Annotated in this window: 15 protein-coding genes; 10 read left to right on the plus strand and 5 right to left on the minus strand. The window is 72.8% G+C overall.

The features are described 5' to 3' along the window. Positions 1-144: 144 nt before the first annotated feature. Together disA and radA are read right to left on the minus strand one after the other, a co-directional pair. Positions 145-1269, minus strand: coding sequence for a DNA integrity scanning diadenylate cyclase DisA (gene disA / locus ACFVX6_RS29455; protein ID WP_389696522.1), 1125 nt, complete (start codon positions 1267-1269; stop codon positions 145-147). A gap of 209 nt (positions 1270-1478) precedes the next feature. Further along, positions 1479-2894, minus strand: a complete 1416-nt coding sequence (gene radA / locus ACFVX6_RS29460; RefSeq protein WP_389696524.1) for a DNA repair protein RadA — start codon at positions 2892-2894, stop codon at positions 1479-1481. Between the two features lie 232 nt (positions 2895-3126). On the opposite strand from radA, the gene ACFVX6_RS29465 reads away from it, so the two are divergent. Continuing rightward, positions 3127-5037 (plus strand): hypothetical protein, encoded by a 1911-nt coding sequence (locus ACFVX6_RS29465; RefSeq protein WP_389696526.1) that lies wholly within the window; start codon positions 3127-3129, stop codon positions 5035-5037. A 12-nt stretch (positions 5038-5049) separates the two neighbouring features. Here the strand turns inward: ACFVX6_RS29465 and ACFVX6_RS29470 are convergent, their stop codons facing one another. Further along, complete coding sequence (locus ACFVX6_RS29470; RefSeq protein ID WP_389696528.1) at positions 5050-5880, minus strand: hypothetical protein; 831 nt, start codon at positions 5878-5880, stop codon at positions 5050-5052. Positions 5881-5943: 63 nt separating this feature from the next. On the opposite strand from ACFVX6_RS29470, the gene ACFVX6_RS29475 reads away from it, so the two are divergent. From ACFVX6_RS29475 to ilvD, 4 genes are all read left to right on the plus strand, one after another. Then, positions 5944-6891 (plus strand): Ppx/GppA family phosphatase, encoded by a 948-nt coding sequence (locus ACFVX6_RS29475; protein WP_389696530.1) that lies wholly within the window; start codon positions 5944-5946, stop codon positions 6889-6891. A 148-nt stretch (positions 6892-7039) separates the two neighbouring features. After that, positions 7040-7873 (plus strand): sugar phosphate isomerase/epimerase family protein, encoded by an 834-nt coding sequence (locus tag ACFVX6_RS29480; protein ID WP_389696532.1) that lies wholly within the window; start codon positions 7040-7042, stop codon positions 7871-7873. Further along, positions 7870-8523 (plus strand): TetR family transcriptional regulator, encoded by a 654-nt coding sequence (locus tag ACFVX6_RS29485; RefSeq protein ID WP_389696533.1) that lies wholly within the window; start codon positions 7870-7872, stop codon positions 8521-8523. Before ACFVX6_RS29480 ends, ACFVX6_RS29485 begins: the two co-directional genes overlap by 4 nt. 175 nt (positions 8524-8698) lie before the next feature. After that, a complete protein-coding gene (gene ilvD / locus ACFVX6_RS29490; RefSeq protein WP_389696535.1) occupies positions 8699-10552 on the plus strand; it encodes a dihydroxy-acid dehydratase in 1854 nt (617 codons plus the stop codon). A gap of 197 nt (positions 10553-10749) precedes the next feature. Here ilvD and ACFVX6_RS29495 read toward each other — a convergent pair whose 3' ends face one another. After that, positions 10750-12870 carry a protein kinase gene (locus ACFVX6_RS29495; RefSeq protein ID WP_389696537.1) on the minus strand — a complete coding sequence of 707 codons (2121 nt, stop codon included), beginning with the start codon at positions 12868-12870 and terminating at the stop codon, positions 10750-10752. A gap of 106 nt (positions 12871-12976) precedes the next feature. On the opposite strand from ACFVX6_RS29495, the gene ACFVX6_RS29500 reads away from it, so the two are divergent. From ACFVX6_RS29500 to proC, 5 genes are all read left to right on the plus strand, one after another. Further along, on the plus strand, positions 12977-13279 hold the full coding sequence (locus ACFVX6_RS29500; protein WP_389696539.1) for a peptidase: 303 nt from the start codon (positions 12977-12979) through the stop codon (positions 13277-13279). Between the two features lie 77 nt (positions 13280-13356). Beyond that, positions 13357-13899, plus strand: a complete 543-nt coding sequence (locus tag ACFVX6_RS29505) for a hypothetical protein (protein ID WP_389696541.1) — start codon at positions 13357-13359, stop codon at positions 13897-13899. Positions 13900-13960: 61 nt separating this feature from the next. Next, positions 13961-14788, plus strand: a complete 828-nt coding sequence (locus tag ACFVX6_RS29510) for an ABC transporter ATP-binding protein (RefSeq protein WP_389696543.1) — start codon at positions 13961-13963, stop codon at positions 14786-14788. Continuing rightward, positions 14785-15522: an ABC transporter permease gene (locus ACFVX6_RS29515; RefSeq protein WP_389696545.1), complete on the plus strand. Its 738-nt coding sequence runs from the start codon at positions 14785-14787 to the stop codon at positions 15520-15522. Before ACFVX6_RS29510 ends, ACFVX6_RS29515 begins: the two co-directional genes overlap by 4 nt. Positions 15523-15633: 111 nt before the next feature. Further along, positions 15634-16443 (plus strand): pyrroline-5-carboxylate reductase, encoded by an 810-nt coding sequence (proC, locus tag ACFVX6_RS29520; RefSeq protein ID WP_266956141.1) that lies wholly within the window; start codon positions 15634-15636, stop codon positions 16441-16443. A gap of 62 nt (positions 16444-16505) precedes the next feature. On the opposite strand, the gene trpS is transcribed toward proC, so the two are convergent. After that, complete coding sequence (gene trpS / locus ACFVX6_RS29525) at positions 16506-17504, minus strand: tryptophan--tRNA ligase (protein ID WP_389696548.1); 999 nt, start codon at positions 17502-17504, stop codon at positions 16506-16508. Between the last annotated feature and the right edge of the window lie 780 nt (positions 17505-18284).

The raw sequence follows: 18284 nt of genomic DNA on the forward strand, positions 1-18284 counted from the left end.
TTTCTTTTCGGGGGGGGGGGCGGGGGGGGGGGGGGGCGCGCCCCCCCCCCCCACAACCCCCCCCCCTCCGGCGTTTGCGGAGGGGGGCCCGGGGCGGCGCCCCGGGCGCGGCGCTCAGCCGCACCCGCGGAGCGAGGCCGCAGCCTAGACGTACCGCTCCAGGATGGAGGACTCCGCCAGGCGGGACAGGCCCTCGCGCACGCTGCGCGCACGCGCCTCGCCGACGCCGTCGACCGTTTGCAGGTCGTCCACCGAAGCGGCCAGCAGCTTCTGCAGCCCGCCGAAGTGCTCGACCAGCCGCTCGATGATCGCCCCCGGCAGCCGCGGAATCTTCGCCAGCAGCCGGTACCCGCGCGGGGACACCGCCGAGTCCAGGGTCTCCGGCGAGCCCGTGTACCCCAGGGCCTTCGCCACGATCGCCAGCTCCAGCAGCTCCGGATGCGTCAGCGCGTCCAGCGCGGGCAGCGCCTCCTCGACCGTGCGGGAACGCTTCGCCGTCGGCTCCGGCACGTAGTCCCGGATGACGAGCTCCCGCTCCTGCTCGATCCCGACCGTCAGCTCGTCGAGCTGGAGGGAGAGCAGCCGGCCGTCCGTGCCGAGCTCCACCACGTACTCCGCGATCTCCGTCGCGATGCGCCGCACCATCTCCAGCCGCTGCGCCACCGCCGTGACGTCGCGGACCGTCACCAGGTCCTCGATCTCCAGCGCGGACAGCGTCCCGGCGACCTCGTCCAGGCGGAGCTTGTACCGCTCCAGCGTGGCCAGCGCCTGGTTCGCCCGCGACAGGATCGCCCCGGACTCCTCCAGCACGCGCCGCTCGCCGTCCACGTACAGCGCGATCAGCCGCATCGACTGCGAGACCGACACCACCGGGAAACCGCACTGCTTCGAGACCCGGTCCGCGGTCCGGTGCCGGGTGCCCGTCTCCTCGGTGTGGATCGAGGCGTCGGGCACCAGCTGGACGCCCGCCCGCAGGATCTTGGTGATGTCCTTGTCCAGGATCAGCGCGCCGTCGAGCTTGCACAGCTCGCGCAGCCGGGTCGCCGTGAACTCCACGTCCAGGACGAAACCGCCCGTGCACATGGCCTCGACGGACTTGTCCATGCCGAGGACGATGAGCCCTCCGGTGTTGCCGCGAACGATCCGTTCGAGCCCGTCACGCAGGGGCTGACCAGGTGCGACCGCGCTCAGCGAGGCGCGCATCATGGCGTCCTGCTTGGAGCTCGCGCCCGACTTTCCGGATGCTGCTGCCCCGTCCTTGGCTGCCACTGCACTCCTCCGGTCGCGGGATGTACCGCCTGCGTACGGCCGGGCGGACCATCCCGAAGTCTACCGGCGCGGCCCCGGCGCCCGCCGTGCCTTGGCCCGGCCGGGCCGGGAAGCACCCCGTCCGGGCCCGCTGACCTGCGGTGAGGAGCCCCGAACGGCCCGCGGGCCGCCGCTCCGGCGGCTCCGGGGCCCGTCCCCGCCGGTCCCCGCTAGTCGGCGGCCGGCTCCTTCGCCGGCGTACGCGACCGCCCGCGCGGCAGGACCCGTAGGGCGTCGCCCATGTCGGCGACCTCGGTCACCTTCATGCCCGCCGGCACCTTCCCCGGGTCCACCGGCACCAGCGCGTGCGTGAAGCCCAGCCGGAACGCCTCGGCGAGCCGCCGCTGTACGCCCGTCACGCGCCGGACCTCGCCCGCGAGGCCGACCTCCCCGATGGCGACCAGGTTCTTCGGGAGCGGTACGTCGCTGGCCGCCGAGGCCAGCGCCAGCGCGACGGCCAGGTCGGCGGCCGGCTCGGTCAGCTTCACTCCGCCCACGGTCGCGGTGTAGATGTCCCGCTTGCCGAGCGCCGTGATCCGCCCGCGCTGCTCCAGCACCGCCAGCATCATCGAGACGCGCGAGGTCTCCAGCCCGGAGGTGGTGCGGCGCGGCGAGGGGATCTGCGAGTCCACCGTCAGCGCCTGCACCTCCGCGACCAGGGGCCGCTTGCCCTCCAGGGTCACCGTCAGGCAGGTGCCGGGGACGGCCTCGGTGCGACGGGTCAGGAACAGCCCGCTCGGGTCGGCGAGGCCGGTGATGCCCTCGTCGTGCAGTTCGAAGCAGCCGACCTCGTCCGTGGCGCCGTACCGGTTCTTCACCCCGCGCACGAGGCGCAGCCGCGCGTGCCGGTCACCCTCGAAGCTCAGGACCACGTCGACGAGGTGCTCCAGCAGGCGGGGCCCGGCGATCGCCCCGTCCTTGGTGACGTGGCCGACGAGCAGCGTGGACATCCCGCGCTCCTTGGAGGCCCGGATCAGCGCCCCGGCCACCTCCCGTACCTGCGCCATGCCGCCGGGCGCTCCGTCGATCTCGGGGGAGGCGACGGTCTGTACGGAGTCCATGATCAGCAGGGAGGGCTTCACGGCGTCCAGGTGCCCGAGCACGGCCGACAGGTCGGTCTCGGCGGCGAGGTAGAGGTGGTCGCTGAGCGCGTTGATCCGCTCGGCCCGCAGCCGCACCTGGCTCGCCGACTCCTCTCCGGTGACGTAGAGGGTGCGGTGCTCGTCGGAGGCCGCCTTCGCCGCGACGTCGAGCAGCAGCGTCGACTTGCCCACGCCCGGCTCGCCCGCGAGCAGGACGACCGCCCCGGGGATCAGCCCGCCGCCCAGCACCCGGTCCAGCTCGTCCACGCCGGTGCTGCGCGCGGTCGCGGTCCGGACGTCGACCTGCCCGATCGGCACGGCGGCCGTGGTGACCCGGCCCGCGGCGGTGGTCCGGACGGCGGGTGCGCCGCCCAGCTCCTCGACGGTGCCCCAGGCCTGGCACTCGGGGCACCGGCCGAGCCATTTGGCGGTGGAGTACCCGCACTCGGTACAGCGGTAGGACGGCCGGTCCTTGGCGGATGAACGAGATGTACGGGCAGCCATGCGGCCCACCGTAGCCGCCGCCACCGACAGCCCTTCCCCAACGGTCTCCGAGGCGGTCCCGGGGCGGTCCCGGGGCGGTCTCGCGGCCGTCCCCCGGCCGTCCCCCCGGCGTGTACGCCGTGGCGTGCACCGTCAGGGGTCCCGTCAGCGCAACGCCGATCTGTTCACCCGTAAGGACTAAAACTGGTGAAGGCTTCCGGAGCGCGACCGGCGCGCCGCCTACGGTCACCGAGTGACCAGCAGCAACCAGGGACACCCCGCACCGCGCACCGGCGCACACCGGGCGCACGGGCGCACGCCCCCCGAGGGGACCAGGATGGAGCAGCCGCCACCGTTCCGGTACGAGCCCTACCTGGACGGGTTGTTCACGTACTGCCTCTCGGTCCTGTGCGACCACGACACCGCCACCGACGTGCTCGGCGACGTCCTCGCCGTCGCCGACCGCCATCCCGGCCGCTGCCCCGACGAGGGGGACCGGCGGGCCTGGCTGTACGCCCTCGCGCGCTGGGCCTGCCTGCGCAGGCTCGCCGAGCGGCGGCGCACGCGCTACGGGTACGGGGGAGCGCATTCCGCCCGGCGTGCACCGGAGCACGCCGACGCCGGCCGTGCGCCGGATCCCGCGACCGCGAGCGCCGACGCGAACGCGGCGGCGAACGTGTCGGCGGGCGTGTCGGCGGGCGTTTCGTCGGCCGGCCGCTCAGGCGTTCCGGGCGGTGTCGGCGGGCCCGGTGTCCCGGGCCGCCCTGGCGACCCTCGTGACAACGCCGGCCACGGCAGCCCCGCAGGCTCCGCCGGCCACGGCGGCCTTGACGTGTACGCCTACCGCCGCACCGAGCTCGCCCGCCTCGCCTGGCCGGAGGCCGCCGGGACCACCCCCGAGCAGCGCGAGGCACTCGAACTCGCCGTCCGTCACCGCCTCGGCGTCCCCGAACTCGCCGCCGTCCTCGGTACGCCCCCGGCCACCGCCCGCGAGCTGCTCTCCGGCGCCGCCTGCGAGGTGGAGCGCACCCGAGCAGCCCTCGCCGTCGTGGAGACGGGCAACTGCCCGACCGTGTCCCGGCTCACCGGCGACGACGGGGAGGGCGGGGGAGACGGGAACCTCCTCCTCTCCTCCTCCCTGCGCGCCGAACTCGTCCGCCACGTCGACGACTGCCCGCGCTGCCGCCGCGTCGCCGAACGCGTGGGCGCCGGCGGCCCCTGGCCCGGCTCGGGCGGCATCAACACCGCCGCCCTCCCGCTGGTCCCGGCCCCGCGCACCGCCGTCCACGCCGCGATGCTCCGCTCCGGCGGCCGCCGCGGCGCCGGGACCGGCCCGCGCTTCGACCGCACCGGCTTCCCGATGGACCCCAAGGACCGCGCGGCCCGCCGCGACCGGCTGCGTGCCCGCGCCGTGACCACCACGGTCGTCGCCACCGTCGTCGCGGCCCCGGTGTTGGCGCTGTGGGCCGCGTACCGGGGCGCCCCGAGCACCGGGGAACCCGTGGGCAACGGCTCCACGCGGATCTCGGCGAGCGAGGCGGAGCTCCCGCAGGCCCGTACGGACGGCCGCCCGCTGACGGCCTACGAGAACGCGGGCAACGCCGCCGTCACCACCGACGACCCCGGCTTCGCCCTGTCCGCAGCCGCCCCCGACGTCTCCGTCGAGGTCATCAGCAGCGGCGCGCCGAGCTCCGCACCCGGCGCCCCGGGCCGGCTGACCGCGGCCGCCTCCACCCACGGAGCGACCACCCTGCTCACCCTCACCGCGTCGGGCGGCGCCCCGGTCGACTGGCGGCTGTGGTCCGACGCCCCGTGGCTGCGCGCCAGTACGACCTCGGGCCGGCTGGCGCCAGGAGAATCGGTCACCCTAAGGATCACCGTGGACTCCGCGGCCCAGCCCGTAGGGGCCTGGAGCGCCCGGGTCGGGGTGGACCCGGGCGGCGCGGTGATCTCCATCCGGGGCCGGGGCCGCCCGGCACCCACCCCGCCCGACCCGGAGCCCACGCCGACGCCCAGCCCGTCCGAGACGCGGCCGACACCCACCCCGACTCCCACGCCGACCCCCACCCCGGAGCCCACACCCACCCCGACTCCGACCCCGGCACCGAGCCCCTCGGACGGAGCCACGCCGGGGCCGGATCCGACGCCGGCCCCGGCCCCCTAGCCCTGGTACGGCCTACGCCACGGGGTCGGGATCGGCCGGGTGCGGTGCCATCGGCAGCAGCGAGGAGAGCCGCGCCTCGCAGAGCCGTACGAGCTCCTCGTACCCCTCCTTGCCCATCAGCTCCGTCAGTTCGGCGCGGTACGACACGTACACCGGCTTGCCGGCGCCGTGCGCGGACGTGGCCGAGGTGCACCACCAGTGCAGGTCGTGGCCGCCCGGACCCCAGCCGCGCCGGTCGTACTCGCCGATCGACACCTGCAGGACGCGGGTGTCGTCGGGCCGGTCGATCCACTCGTAGGTCCGCCGGATGGGGAGCTGCCAGCACACGTCCGGCTTGGTCTCCAGCGGCTCCTGGCCGCCGCGCACCGCCAGGATGTGAAGGGAACAGCCGGCCCCCGCAGGGAAACCCGGCCGGTTCAGGAAGATGCAGGCACCGTCCCAGCGGCGGGTCTGCTTCTCCCCGTCGTCGTCGTGCTGCGTCCACCCGGTCTCGCTGCCGACGTCGTGGAACTGCCACAGCTCCGGCGTCAGCCGCGCCACGTTCTCGGCGACCCGCTTCTCGTCGTCCTCGTCGGAGAAGTGCGCGCCGAGCGTGCAGCAGCCGTCGTCCGCGCGGCCCGCCTGAATGCCCTGGCAGCCGCTGCCGAAGATGCAGGTCCAGCGGGAAGTGAGCCAGGTCAGGTCGCAGCGGAAGACCTGCTCCTCGTCGGCGGGGTCGGGGAACTCCACCCAGGCCCGCGGAAAGTCGAGCCCCTTCTCGTCCGCCGCGGCGGCGGCCTTGGCACCCTTGGCGGCCTTGCCGACCTTGGTCTTGGACTTGTTGGCCTTCTTCGTATTTGGCACAAACCCCAGCCTAAGCGCCCCTTACTCCACCCCTACGCCTTTGGACCAGTAGCGTTTCCCCTCATGAGACTCGGTGTCCTTGATGTGGGTTCGAACACGATCCATCTGCTGGTGGTGGACGCGCACCCCGGTGCGCGCCCGCTGCCCGCGCACTCGCACAAGGTGGAGCTGCGGCTGGCGGAGCTGCTCGACGAACACGGCGCGGTGACGCCGGACGGCGTCGAGCGGCTGGTCTCCGTCATCGGGGACGCGGTGCAGGCCGCCGAGGACAAGGGGTGCGAGGACGTACTGCCCTTCGCGACGAGCGCGGTACGGGAAGCCACGAACGCCGACGAGGTCCTGGCCAGGGTCAAGGCGGAGACGGGCGTGGACCTCCCCGTCCTCAGCGGCGACGACGAGGCCCGCCTGACGTTCCTCGCGGCGCGCCGCTGGTTCGGCTGGTCGGCGGGCAAGCTCCTGCTCCTCGACATCGGCGGGGGCTCGCTGGAGATCGCGTACGGCATCGACGAGGACCCGGACGCGGCCGTCTCGCTCCCCCTGGGCGCCGGCCGCCTGACGGCGGGCCGGCTGCCGGGCGACCCGCCGGACCAGGCGGACATCCGCGCGCTGCGGCGTCACGTACGGGCCGAGATCGCCCGGAAGGTCGGCGTGTTCAGCCGCTTCGGGGCGCCGGACCGGGTGGTGGCGACCTCGAAGACCTTCAAGCAGCTGGCCCGGATCGCGGGTGCGGCCCGCTCCGCGGACGGCCTCTACATCCAGCGGGACCTGACCCGGAAGTCCCTGGAGGAATGGGTCCCGCGACTGGCGGCGATGACCACCGCCCAGCGCTCTGCCCTTCCGGGCGTCTCGGAGGGCCGCTCCAACCAGCTCCTGGCGGGAGCGTTGGTGGCGGAGGGCGCGATGGATCTCCTCGGAGTCGAGTCCCTGGAAATCTGCCCGTGGGCCCTCCGGGAAGGCGTCATCCTCCGCCGCCTGGACCACCTCGGAAGGTCCACCCCCGTCGGGGTGTGAGGCACGGGCTGGTGCGGCGCCGCCGTCCCCGACCCGGCGGGCCCGACTCCTTCGACACGGGCTCCGCAGGGGGTTGACCTTTCAGCGGTTGCTTCGTAGGGCGGCTCACCCGGGCCCGGTGTCACCACGACCCCGATACCCTGTCCCCGTGGCAGAACCAGTCCGGATCCCGACCGCGAAAGTCGCCCTCTCCACCGCCTCCGTCTACCCGGAGTCAACGGCGACCGCCTTCGAGATCGCCGCGCGCCTCGGCTACGACGGCGTCGAGGTCATGGTCTGGACGGACCCGGTCAGCCAGGACATCGACGCCCTGCGTCGCCTCTCCGACCACCACCAGGTCCCGATCCTGGCCATCCACGCCCCCTGCCTCCTCATCACGCAGCGCGTCTGGTCCACCGACCCCTGGACCAAACTCCAGCGCGCCCAGGCGGCAGCCGAGAAGCTCGGCGCGAGCACGGTCGTCGTGCACCCCCCGTTCCGCTGGCAGCGCCAGTACTCCCGCGACTTCGTGACCGGCATCTGGCGGATGGCCGACGAGACCGACGTCCGCTTCGCCGTCGAGAACATGTACCCCTGGCGCTACCGCGACCGCGAGATGCTCGCCTACGCGCCCGAGTGGGACGTCACCAAGGACGACTACCGCCACTTCACGGTCGACCTCTCGCACACCGCGACCGCCCGTACCGACGCCACCGCGATGATCGACCGGATGGGCGACCGCCTCGCCCACATCCACCTCGCCGACGGAAACGGTTCCGCGAAGGACGAGCACCTCGTCCCCGGCCGCGGCACCCAGCCCTGCGCCGAACTGTTGGAGCGGCTCGCCGCCACCTCCTTCGACGGGCACGTCGTCATCGAGGTCAACACCCGTCGCGCGATGTCCTCCGCCGAGCGCGAGGCCGACCTCGCCGAGGCCCTGGCCTTCACCCGCCTCCACCTCGCGACCGCCCCCGGCCCGGCACCCAGGACCCCGCACCCATGACCGAGCCCCTGCCGGACCCCACCCCGACGAAGCAGCCCGCGCCGGCGAAGCCCCGCCGCGGCCCCGGCCGCCCCCGCCAGGACGAGGCCGACGACGGCCCCGGCACCCAGGAGCGCATCCGCCTCGCGGCCCGCGCCGAGTTCGCCGCGCGCGGCTACGACAAGACCTCCGTCCGCGGGATCGCCAAGGCCGCCGGCGTGGACCCGGCCCTGGTGCACCACTACTTCGGCAGCAAGGACGAGCTCTTCGCCACCGCGATCGAGCTCAGCATGGAGCCCGCCCTCGTCCTGCCCGCGATCATCGGCGCGGGCCCCGACGGCATCGGCGAGCGCCTGGCCCGCTACTTCCTCGGCGTCTGGGAGAACCCGGTCACCCGGACCCCGCTGCTCGCCGTGATCCGCTCGGCCCTCACCCACGAGGCCGCCGCGAAGGTGCTCCGCCGGCTGATCCTGCACCGGCTGTTGGAGCGGATCGCGGCCGACCTCAACGTCCCCGACCCGACCTTCCGCGCCGAGCTCGCCGCCTCCCACATGGTCGGCATCGCGATCCTGCGCTACGTCGTCCAGGTCGAGCCCCTCGCATCGGCGGACCCGGAGACGATCATCGACCTGGTGGCCCCCACCCTCCAGCGCTACCTCACCGAGGAATGACGGCGCCCGTGCGCGCAGCCCCGTAGGCTCCCCACCCGTGCCCAATCACTGAGCCGCCCGTCCCGGGATCCGGACAGCGCGTCCGGATCCCGGGCAGGGGGCGTAGCCTCGTAACCGAGCCATATCCACAGTCGCGGCAGGCGCGCGCGTCACCGCACACATGGGGAGAGATCCGATGCCCGAGCTGAGGTCCCGCACCGTCACCCACGGCCGCAACATGGCAGGCGCACGTGCCCTGATGCGCGCCTCGGGCGTAGCGAGCGCGGACATCGGGAAGCCGATCATCGCGGTCGCCAACTCCTTCACCGAGTTCGTCCCCGGCCACACCCACCTGGCCCCGGTCGGCCGCATCGTCTCCGACGCGATCCTGGCCGCCGGCGCCGTCCCCCGCGAGTTCAACACCATCGCGGTCGACGACGGCATCGCCATGGGCCACGGCGGGATGCTGTACAGCCTCCCCTCCCGCGACCTGATCGCGGACTCGGTCGAGTACATGGTCGAGGCGCACTGCGCCGACGCACTGATCTGCATCTCCAACTGCGACAAGATCACCCCCGGCATGCTGATGGCCGCCATGCGCCTCAACATCCCGGTCGTCTTCGTCTCCGGCGGCCCGATGGAGGCCGGGCAGGCCACCCTCGTCGACGGCACCGTCCGCAAGCTCGACCTGATCGACGCGATGGTGGACGCCTCCAACGACAGCGTCTCCGACGAAGACGTCCTGCGCATCGAAGAGAACGCCTGTCCCACCTGCGGCAGCTGTTCCGGCATGTTCACCGCCAACTCGATGAACTGCCTCGCCGAGGCCATCGGCCTGGCCCTCCCCGGCAACGGCTCGGTCCTCGCGACGCACACCGCCCGCCGCGCCCTGTACGAGGACGCCGGCCGCACGATCGTCGAGATCACCAAGCGCTACTACGAGCAGGACGACGAGTCGGTCCTGCCCCGCAACATCGCGACCCGCCAGGCCTTCGAGAACGCCATGGCCCTCGACATCGCCATGGGCGGCTCCACGAACACGATCCTGCACCTCCTCGCCGCCGCGCAGGAAGCCGGGCTGAAGTACGACCTCACGGACATCGACGAGATCTCGCGCCGGGTCCCGTGCCTGGCCAAGGTCGCGCCGAACGTGGCGCCCGGCGGCACGTACTACATGGAGGACATCCACCGGGCCGGCGGCATCCCCGCCCTGCTCGGCGAGCTGCACCGCGGCGGCCTGCTGAACAAGGACGTCACCACGGTCCACTCCGCCAACCTGGAGGAGTGGCTCGCGAAGTGGGACGCCCGCTCCGGCACGGCCCCCGACGAGGTCATGGAGCTGTGGCACGCGGGCCCCGGCTGCCAGCGCTCCGCCTCCGCCTTCTCCCAGTCCGAGCGCTGGGACACCCTCGACCTCGACGCCGAGGGCGGCTGCATCCGCTCCGTCCAGCACGCGTACTCCAAGGACGGCGGCCTCGCCGTCCTGCGCGGCAACATCGCGGTCGACGGCTGCGTCGTGAAGACCGCCGGCGTCGACGAGTCGATCTGGACCTTCGAGGGCCCGGCCGTGGTCTGCGAATCGCAGGACGAGGCCGTCGACAAGATCCTCCGCAAGGAGATCAAGGCCGGCGACGTGGTCGTCATCCGCTACGAGGGCCCGCGCGGCGGTCCCGGCATGCAGGAGATGCTCTACCCGACGTCCTTCCTCAAGGGCCGCGGCCTCGGCAAGGTCTGCGCCCTGATCACGGACGGCCGCTTCTCCGGCGGCACCTCGGGCCTCTCCATCGGCCACGCCTCCCCGGAGGCGGCCTCGGGCGGCTCCATCGCGGTCGTGGAGGACGGCGACCGCATCCGCATCGACATCCCGAACCGCTCCATCGAGCTCCTGGTCGACGAAGCCACGCTGGCCGCCCGCCACGAGGCCCTGGGCGGCGTCTACGCCCCGAAGAACCGCGAGCGCAAGGTCTCCGCGGCCCTGCGCGCCTACGCGGCGATGGCCACCAGCGCCGACAAGGGCGCGGTCCGCGACGTCAGCCTCCTGGAGCGCTGACCCGCCACCCCCGCACCGGCCCCGGGCCCCCCCCCCCGCCACCCGGGGGGGCGCCCCCGGGCCACCGCGACGGGGGGGCCCCGCCGGGGGGGCCCCCCCCCCCGGCGCCCCCCCCCCCCCCCCCCACCCCGCCCCCCCCCGCGCCCCCGGGGGCCCGCCGCCCGCGTTCCACCTCTACGGGCGAGCCCGGCCGGGCGTCACCACCCCGCGGGATCCCCCGCGGCCACGGCGAACACGGTCCCGTCCGGCGCCGAGGCGTACACCCGCCCGTCCCCGACGACGGGGGCGGGCAGGCTCGCCGCGAAGGTGTCCCTCCCGGAGCCGATCCGGGGCTTGGTCTGCCCCAGCAGCTTCCCCGCAGCCGCGTCGACGGCGAGCAGCCGCCCGTCCGAAGCGCTCAGGTAGACCTTCCCGTCGGCGGACACCGGCCGGGAGGCCCGGGCCACGCCCGTCTCCAACCGCCACTCCTCCTTGGCCGTGCCGATCGCCGCCAGCGCGCCCGTGGCCCCGAACGCGTACACGACCCCGTCCGGCCCCACCGTCGCCTGGGCCTCGTACAGCGGCGAGGCCAGCCGCACCCGCCGTACGGCATGCGTGGTCAGGTCCACCCGTACGACCGCGTCCGTCCTGGTCCGTACGTCGCTGTCCAGCAGGTACATTCCGCCGCTCGCCGTCCCCACGGGACGGAGCAGCCCCGCAGACCGGATCTGCCAACGGGGCGCTCCGCTCGCCGGGTCCACCGCCGAGAGCTGCGTCGCCCTGCCGTTCTCATCGGGCGTCGACACGTACAGCGCGGCAGGCTCCCCCGACTCCTCCCGGCCGCTCCACCACACGGAACCGACCCTGCCGATCTTCTTCGTCCACCGTGGGGTGCCGGTCGCGGAATCCAGCGCGGTGACGGCTCCGTCCACCGCCGTGATCAGCACATGGCCGCCTGCGGACAGGGCGAGAGCGCCGCTTGGCAGGGTCCGCTTCCAGCGCTCCGCGCCCGTCGCGGGATCCAGTGCCCGGAGCAGTTCGCTTCCGCTTCCCGGCGCCACCGCGAGGACCAACCCACCCCCGCGTAGCGGCGCACCGTCGGCCGCGGGCCGGGAGTCCGGTACGGCCGCCCGTACGGACCACACCGTCGACCCGTCCCCGGGGCTGAGCCGCATCGCGGCCGACTCGGGCCCCGAGCAGTACAGGGCCGATGCCTGCCAGGAGCATGCCGAGGCGTATGCACCCAGCGGAACTGACCACGGCAGGACCCGCTGCGGCGCGGGTACCGCCGGGGCGGCGGCCCGTTTCGGAGGCTCGTCGCCGGGCGCGGACCACAGACGGCCGCCCGCGGCCCCACCCGCCAGCAGCAGCCCGACCACCGCCGCGACGGCCACCCGGGTCCGCCGTCTGCGGCCCGGGGCGGATGGGGCCGGGGTGGCGATCCGCTCCCGCCGGTGCGTGGCCTCCTCGTCGGGCACCGGTTGCCTCGGCCGCGGGATGAAGGCCTGCGTGTCCAGATCGGTCGGGTACGCCACCGCCCGCAGCGCCACGATCAGCGCGTCCGCGCTCGGCCGCTCCGAGGGATCCTTGGCGAGGCACTGCGCGACCAGCGGCACGAGCCGCTCCGGCAGACCGGTCAGGTCGGGCTCGCTGTGCACCACCTGGTACGCCACGAGGTAGTGGCTGTCGGAGTCGAAGGGCCCCCGCCCGGTGGCCGCGTACACGAGCACGGCGCCCAGGGCGAACACGTCGGCCGCGGTCCCGACCTCGCGCGGCCGCTGGAACTGCTCGGGCGCCATGAACGGCGGGGTCCCGATCAGCTTGCCCGTCTCGGTGCGCAGATCGCTGTCGGCCGGCCGCGAGATCCCGAAGTCGATGACCCGCACTCCGTCCGGGGCCATCAGCACGTTGCTGGGCTTCAGGTCCCGGTGCACGACCCCGGCCCGGTGGATGTCCCGCAGCGCCTCTGCCAGTCCGGCAGCAAGACGCGTCAGCTCCCTGGGCTCCAGCAAGTGGTCCCGTACCCGCTCGGAGAGCGTCGGGGAGTCGATGAACAGCGTGGCCATCCATGGCCGCTCGGCATCGGGATCCGCGTCCACGACGGGCGCGGTGAACGCTCCGCTCACCCGCCGCGCGGCAGCGACCTCCTGCCGGAACCGGGCCCGGAACTCCGGGTCCACGGCGTGCTGCGGATGCACGATCTTGACGGCGAGTTTCAGCCCCGACTCGGAGGTGGCCAGGTGGACGATACCCATGCCGCCCGAACCGAGCACGGACTCGAGCCGGTACTGCCCGGCGTACTCCGGAAAACCCGCGTAGTCCGTCCGCGCTGAACGCACCGCTCACCACCCCCGCCGGAGCCTAGTCGATGGTCCGTGCGAATCTCCAAGGTCCTGCTACCCTGCGCGAGTTGCGCAGGGCAACGCCCTAGGGGGGTTATTTCACATGTCCGTTGAGAGTGATTCAAGCCAAGTCGAGAGCCTGACCTCGGGGTCGGGATTTCCGACGTTCCCGGTCGCGCCCGGCTATCGCGTGAACGTCCGTAGAGGTCCCGGCACCAATTACGGGGTCGTCCGTGTCCTGCCGCTCGGCGCGTACGTCTCGATTCACTGCCAGTGCGAGGGAACGAACGTCTCGGGCCCGTACGGCACCTCGAACATCTGGGACTGCATCGGCAACGGCGAGTTCGTCGCCGACGCCTATGTGAAGACGGGCAGCGACGGCTACGTCGCCACCCGCTGCGCCTGAGGCCATCCGGACCACCCCACGGCCCGGCCCGTGAGACACCCCGGGTCCCGCCCGCCCGGCGGGGGATAATCGCTGGTGTGAGCGACGACCAGCGAGACCAGACCCCCGCCGAGCCGGCCGCCGGGGCCCCGGCGCAGCCCGCCGTGCCCACCGGGCCCGAGCCCGAGCCGATCCGGTTCTTCGGCACCACCTGGGTGAACCACGACGGCGGCTACGGTGCGCGCCGCGTCGGCGTGGCCGCCGGCGCGCTGGTCCTCGCCGTCATCAGCGCCTTCCTGCTGCGCTTCTCCTACGAGGGCCTGGAGATCGGCAACGTCGGCGCGTTCCTCAGCATCTCGGTCGTCATCCTCTTCGCGATCGCCAGCTCCATCGCCTTCGTCAAGACCTGGGAATCCTTCAGCCGCCGGCAGCCCCCCTCCTCCGACGAGACCGCCCTCAAGGGTCTGAAGGCGATCGGTTTCATCGGCAGCCTCATCGCGTACTTCCTGCGCTGCTTCGTCGAGGCCCCCGGCGAGAAGCTGCGCCGCACCGAGTACGAGCGCGCCTCGGCCGAGTTCGCCCGGCGGCGCGGTTCCCGTACCGGCAACCCGGCCGCCCGCCGCCCCAAGCGCAAGAAGTAGCCCCGGACCGGCACCGCCCCCAGTCTTGCGCCGGGGCACCGCCGGGAGCATTATTCATCACATGATGAATAACCGAGCGGCCGTCGCCGTCCACGCCGACGGCCTCACCGTCCGCCGCGGCACCGGCCGCAGCCCCCGCACCGTCCTCGACGGCCTCTCCTTCGACGTCCCCCGCGGCCGCATCACCGGCCTCCTCGGCCCCTCCGGCTGCGGAAAGTCCACCCTGATGCGCGCCGTCGTCGGCACCCAGGCCCACGTCACCGGCACCCTCGACGTCCTCGGCCACCCCGCCGGCCACCCCGGACTCCGCTCCCGCATCGGCTACGTCACCCAGGCGCCCTCCGTCTACGACGACCTCACCGTCCGGCAGAACCTCGACTACTTCGCCGCGATCCTCGACCCCGGCCGCTCCGCCGCCGAGCGCCGCCGCGAGACCGTCACCCGGGCCATCGCCGACGTCGACCTCACCACCCACACCACCGCCCTCGCCGGAAACCTCTCCGGCGGCCAGCGCAGCAGGGTCTCCCTCGCGGTAGCCCTCCTCGGCAGCCCCGAACTCCTCGTCCTCGACGAGCCGACCGTCGGCCTCGACCCGGTCCTGCGCCGCGACCTGTGGAACCTCTTCCACGACCTCGCCGCCACCCGCGGCGCCACCCTCCTCGTCTCCTCCCACGTCATGGACGAAGCCGAGCGCTGCCACGAGCTCCTCCTCATGCGCGAGGGCCGCATCCTCGCGCAGGACACCCCCGAGGCACTGCGCACCCGCACCCGCACCGACACCGTCGAAGAGGGCTTCCTCCACCTCGTCGACGCCGCGAACGCCGAAGCCAAGGCCGAAGCCAACGCCACCGCCACCACCACCCCGGCCCCCCACGGGAGCACCCGATGAGCACCGCCCGCACCACCGCCACCGCCGCCCGCGTCCTGCGCCAGCTCCGCCACGACCCGCGCTCCATCGCACTGATGCTGCTGGTCCCCGTACTGATGCTGGTCCTGCTCCGCTACGTCTTCGACGGCAGCCCACAGACCTTCGACGGCATCGGCGCGTCCCTCCTCGGGATCTTCCCCCTCATCACGATGTTCCTGATCACCTCCATCGCGACCCTGCGCGAACGCACCTCCGGCACCCTCGAACGCCTCCTCGCCATGCCGCTCGGCAAGGGCGATCTCATCGCCGGCTACGCCCTCGCCTTCGGCGCCATGGCGGTCGTCCAGTCCCTGCTCGCCACCGGCGTCGCCCTCTGGGTCCTCGGCCTCGACGTCGTCGGCTCCCCGTGGCTGCTCCTGCTCGTCGCCCTGCTCGACGCCCTGCTCGGCACGGCACTCGGCCTCTTCGTCTCCGCCTTCGCGGCGTCCGAGTTCCAGGCCGTCCAGTTCATGCCGGCGGTGATCTTCCCCCAGCTCCTGCTGTGCGGCCTCTTCGCCGCCCGCGACACCATGCAGCCCGTCCTCGAAGCGCTCTCGAACGTCCTGCCCATGTCCTACGCCGTCGACGGCATGAACCAGGTCCTCACCCACACCGACATGACCGCCGACTTCGTCCGCGACGCCGGCATCGTTGCCGGGTGCGCCCTCCTGGTCCTCGGCCTCGGCGCCGCGACCCTCCGCCGCCGGACGCCCTGACCGGGGGGCCTGACCGCAGTCCGGACAAGACACCGCCGCTCGCCGCCCGGGTGCAAGGATGGCCACGCAGACGACGTATACGCACCAACAGTTCGGCGAGGTGAATCGGGCATGACCCAGACAGTCGCAGTCCTCGGTACCGGCAAGATCGGCGAGGCCCTGCTCAGTGGGATGATCCGCGGCGGCTGGCCCGCCTCCAAGCTCCTCGTCACCGCCCGCCGCCCGGAACGCGCCGAGGAGCTCCGCACCCGCTACGGCGTCGAGGCCGTCACCAACGCCGAGGCCGCCAAGCGCGCCGACACGCTCATCCTCACCGTGAAGCCGCAGGACATGGGCAAGCTCCTCGAAGAGCTCGCCCCGCACGTCCCGGCCGACCGCCTGGTCATCAGCGGCGCGGCCGGCATCCCGACCTCCTTCTTCGAGGAGCGCCTCGCCCAGGGCACCCCCGTCGTCCGCGTCATGACGAACACCCCCGCCCTCGTCGACGAGGCCATGTCCGTCATCTCGGCCGGCAGCCACGCCACCGCCGCACACCTCGCGCACACCGAGGAGATCTTCGGCGGCGTCGGCAAGACCCTGCGCGTCCCGGAATCCCAGCAGGACGCGGCCACCGCCCTCTCGGGCTCCGGCCCCGCCTACTTCTACTACCTCGTCGAGGCCATGACCGACGCCGGCATCCTCCTCGGACTGCCCCGCGCCCAGGCCCACGACCTCATCGTCCAGGCCGCCGTCGGCGCCGCCGTAATGCTCCGCGACAGCGGCGAACACCCGGTCAAGCTCCGCGAAGCCGTCACCTCCCCGGCCGGCACCACCATCAACGCGATCGTGGAGCTGGAGAAGCACGGCGTACGAGCAGCCCTGATCGCCGCCCTCGAAGCGGCCCGCGACCGCAGCCGCGAACTCGCCTCCGGTAACAGCTGACACCCGCCGTCCGTTACGGGGCTGCGCGCGCAGCCCCGTAACGACAACGAGCCCCTCTCTCCTCAGGGCTCCAGCAGCCCGATGGCGCGGTACGCCGAGTCGACGACGGGCCGCGCGATCGCCCGCGCCCGCCCGGCCCCCGCGCGCAGCACCGCCTCCACCGTTCCCGGATCGGCCGCCAGCTCCGCATGCCGTTCGCGGACCGGCCGCAGCAGCTCCACGACCGCGTCGGCCACGTCCCGCTTGAGCGCCCCGTACCCGGTGTAGTCGTCCGCGAGCGCGGCCGGCTCACCTCCGGTGCAGGCAGCGAGGATGTCCAGCAGGTTCGCGACCCCGGGACGCGCGGCCGGGTCGTAGACGACGCCACCGTCCCCGCTGTCGGTCACGGCGCGCATCACCTTCTTCCGCACCGCCTCGGGCTCGTCGAGGATGAACACGACCCCGGGCCCCGTGTCCCCCGACTTCCCCATCTTCGACCGGGGGTCCTGCAGGTCCATGACCCGCGCCGCCACCACCGGATGCGTGGCCTTGGGCACGGTGAAGGTGTACCCGTACCGCTGGTTGAACCGCACCGCCAGATCCCGGGTCAGCTCGACGTGCTGCCGCTGGTCCTCCCCGACGGGCACCTCCCCGGTCCGGTACGCCAGGATGTCGGCGGCCATCAGCACGGGATAGGTGAGCAGCGACAGCCGCACCCCTTCCCCCGAGGCCTGCGCCTTCGCCGCCTTCTCCTTGTACTGCACCATCCGCCGCAGCTCCCCGTCCGAAGCCGTGCACTCCAGCAGGTACGAGAGCCGGGCGTGCTCGTCCACGTGGCTCTGCACGAACAGCGTGCACTTTTCGGGAGTCAGCCCGGCGGCGAGCAACAGCGTCGCCGCCTGCCGACTGAGCCGGCGCACCCGGGCCGGATCGTGTTCGACGGTCAGGGCGTGCAGATCGACCACGCAGAACAGCGCCTCGTCGGGCTCCTGCTCGGCGGCGACCCACTGCCGTACGGCCCCCAGGTAGTTCCCGAGCGTCAGATGCCCCGTCGGCTTGACCCCGCTGAAGATCCTCGTCATGTTCCTGCTCCCTGCTCGTGTCGGTGTGGGCGTCGACGCCACCGCGTCGGGCGACCGAGCCACTCCCGGGAGGGGAGAAACAGAAACGGCCGCCGTGATCGGCGGCCGTCGAGAGCGTGCGTGCTCGCGTGGATGGTCGGCCGCCGTCAGGCGGCCCACCAGCGAAGGTCGAGCGTGAGCGCACGCGTAGTCATGGGGAAGAGGCTAGACCCTGAGGCGTGAGGACGGCGTCAGGTTTGTGCCCTCGGTGGGGCGGGTCAGCCGGGGGTTGACACACCTGTGCCGGATCCGTAAGGTTCTTCGAGTTGTCCGAAGTGAGCGCCGACCCCGGTCGGTCCCCGGACAGCCATCCCGCACTACACATTCGAACGAACGACTCACTTTGTCGTCCCGTTTTCATGCGTATTTGCGAATGAGGAATCCGCGTCCACGGACGCAGCCGCCGATTAGGTTCGGGGGCAAGGAATCCGCTACTGTCTCACTCGTCGCAAGGGCCCAACAGTCCGAACGACAAACCCCGTTGACTGGGAGTCAGGCCCGAAAGGATCTGATAGAGTCGAACTCGCCGGAAAGGGAAACGCGAAAGCGAAGAACTGGAAGGCGGAAAACAAGCGAGACAGACTCTGATAGAGTCTGAAACGCAAGAACAGAACGAAAAGCCCGGAGGAAAGCCCGAGAGGGTGAATACAAAGGAAGCGTCCGTTCCTTGAGAACTCAACAGCGTGCCAAAAATCAACGCCAAAAGTTGATACCCCGTCCATTTCGGTGGATGAGGTTCCT

This window comes from Streptomyces sp. NPDC058289, from assembly GCF_042880975.1.
Taxonomy (GTDB): Bacteria; Actinomycetota; Actinomycetes; order Streptomycetales; family Streptomycetaceae; genus Streptomyces; species Streptomyces stoeckheimensis.

Bases quoted from the DNA above. Each gene is read 5' to 3' on its own strand.
- ACFVX6_RS29475 (WP_389696530.1), top strand. From the start codon at position 5,944: ATGAGACTCGGTGTCCTTGATGTGGGTTCGAACACGATCCATCTGCTG.
- ACFVX6_RS29510 (WP_389696543.1), top strand. From the start codon at position 13,961: ATGATGAATAACCGAGCGGCCGTCGCCGTCCACGCCGACGGCCTCACC.
- ilvD (WP_389696535.1), top strand. From the start codon at position 8,699: ATGCCCGAGCTGAGGTCCCGCACCGTCACCCACGGCCGCAACATGGCA.
- ACFVX6_RS29515 (WP_389696545.1), top strand. From the start codon at position 14,785: ATGAGCACCGCCCGCACCACCGCCACCGCCGCCCGCGTCCTGCGCCAG.
- ACFVX6_RS29485 (WP_389696533.1), top strand. From the start codon at position 7,870: ATGACCGAGCCCCTGCCGGACCCCACCCCGACGAAGCAGCCCGCGCCG.
- radA (WP_389696524.1), bottom strand. From the start codon at position 2,894: ATGGCTGCCCGTACATCTCGTTCATCCGCCAAGGACCGGCCGTCCTAC.
- trpS (WP_389696548.1), bottom strand. From the start codon at position 17,504: ATGACGAGGATCTTCAGCGGGGTCAAGCCGACGGGGCATCTGACGCTC.
- proC (WP_266956141.1), top strand. From the start codon at position 15,634: ATGACCCAGACAGTCGCAGTCCTCGGTACCGGCAAGATCGGCGAGGCC.
- ACFVX6_RS29500 (WP_389696539.1), top strand. From the start codon at position 12,977: ATGTCCGTTGAGAGTGATTCAAGCCAAGTCGAGAGCCTGACCTCGGGG.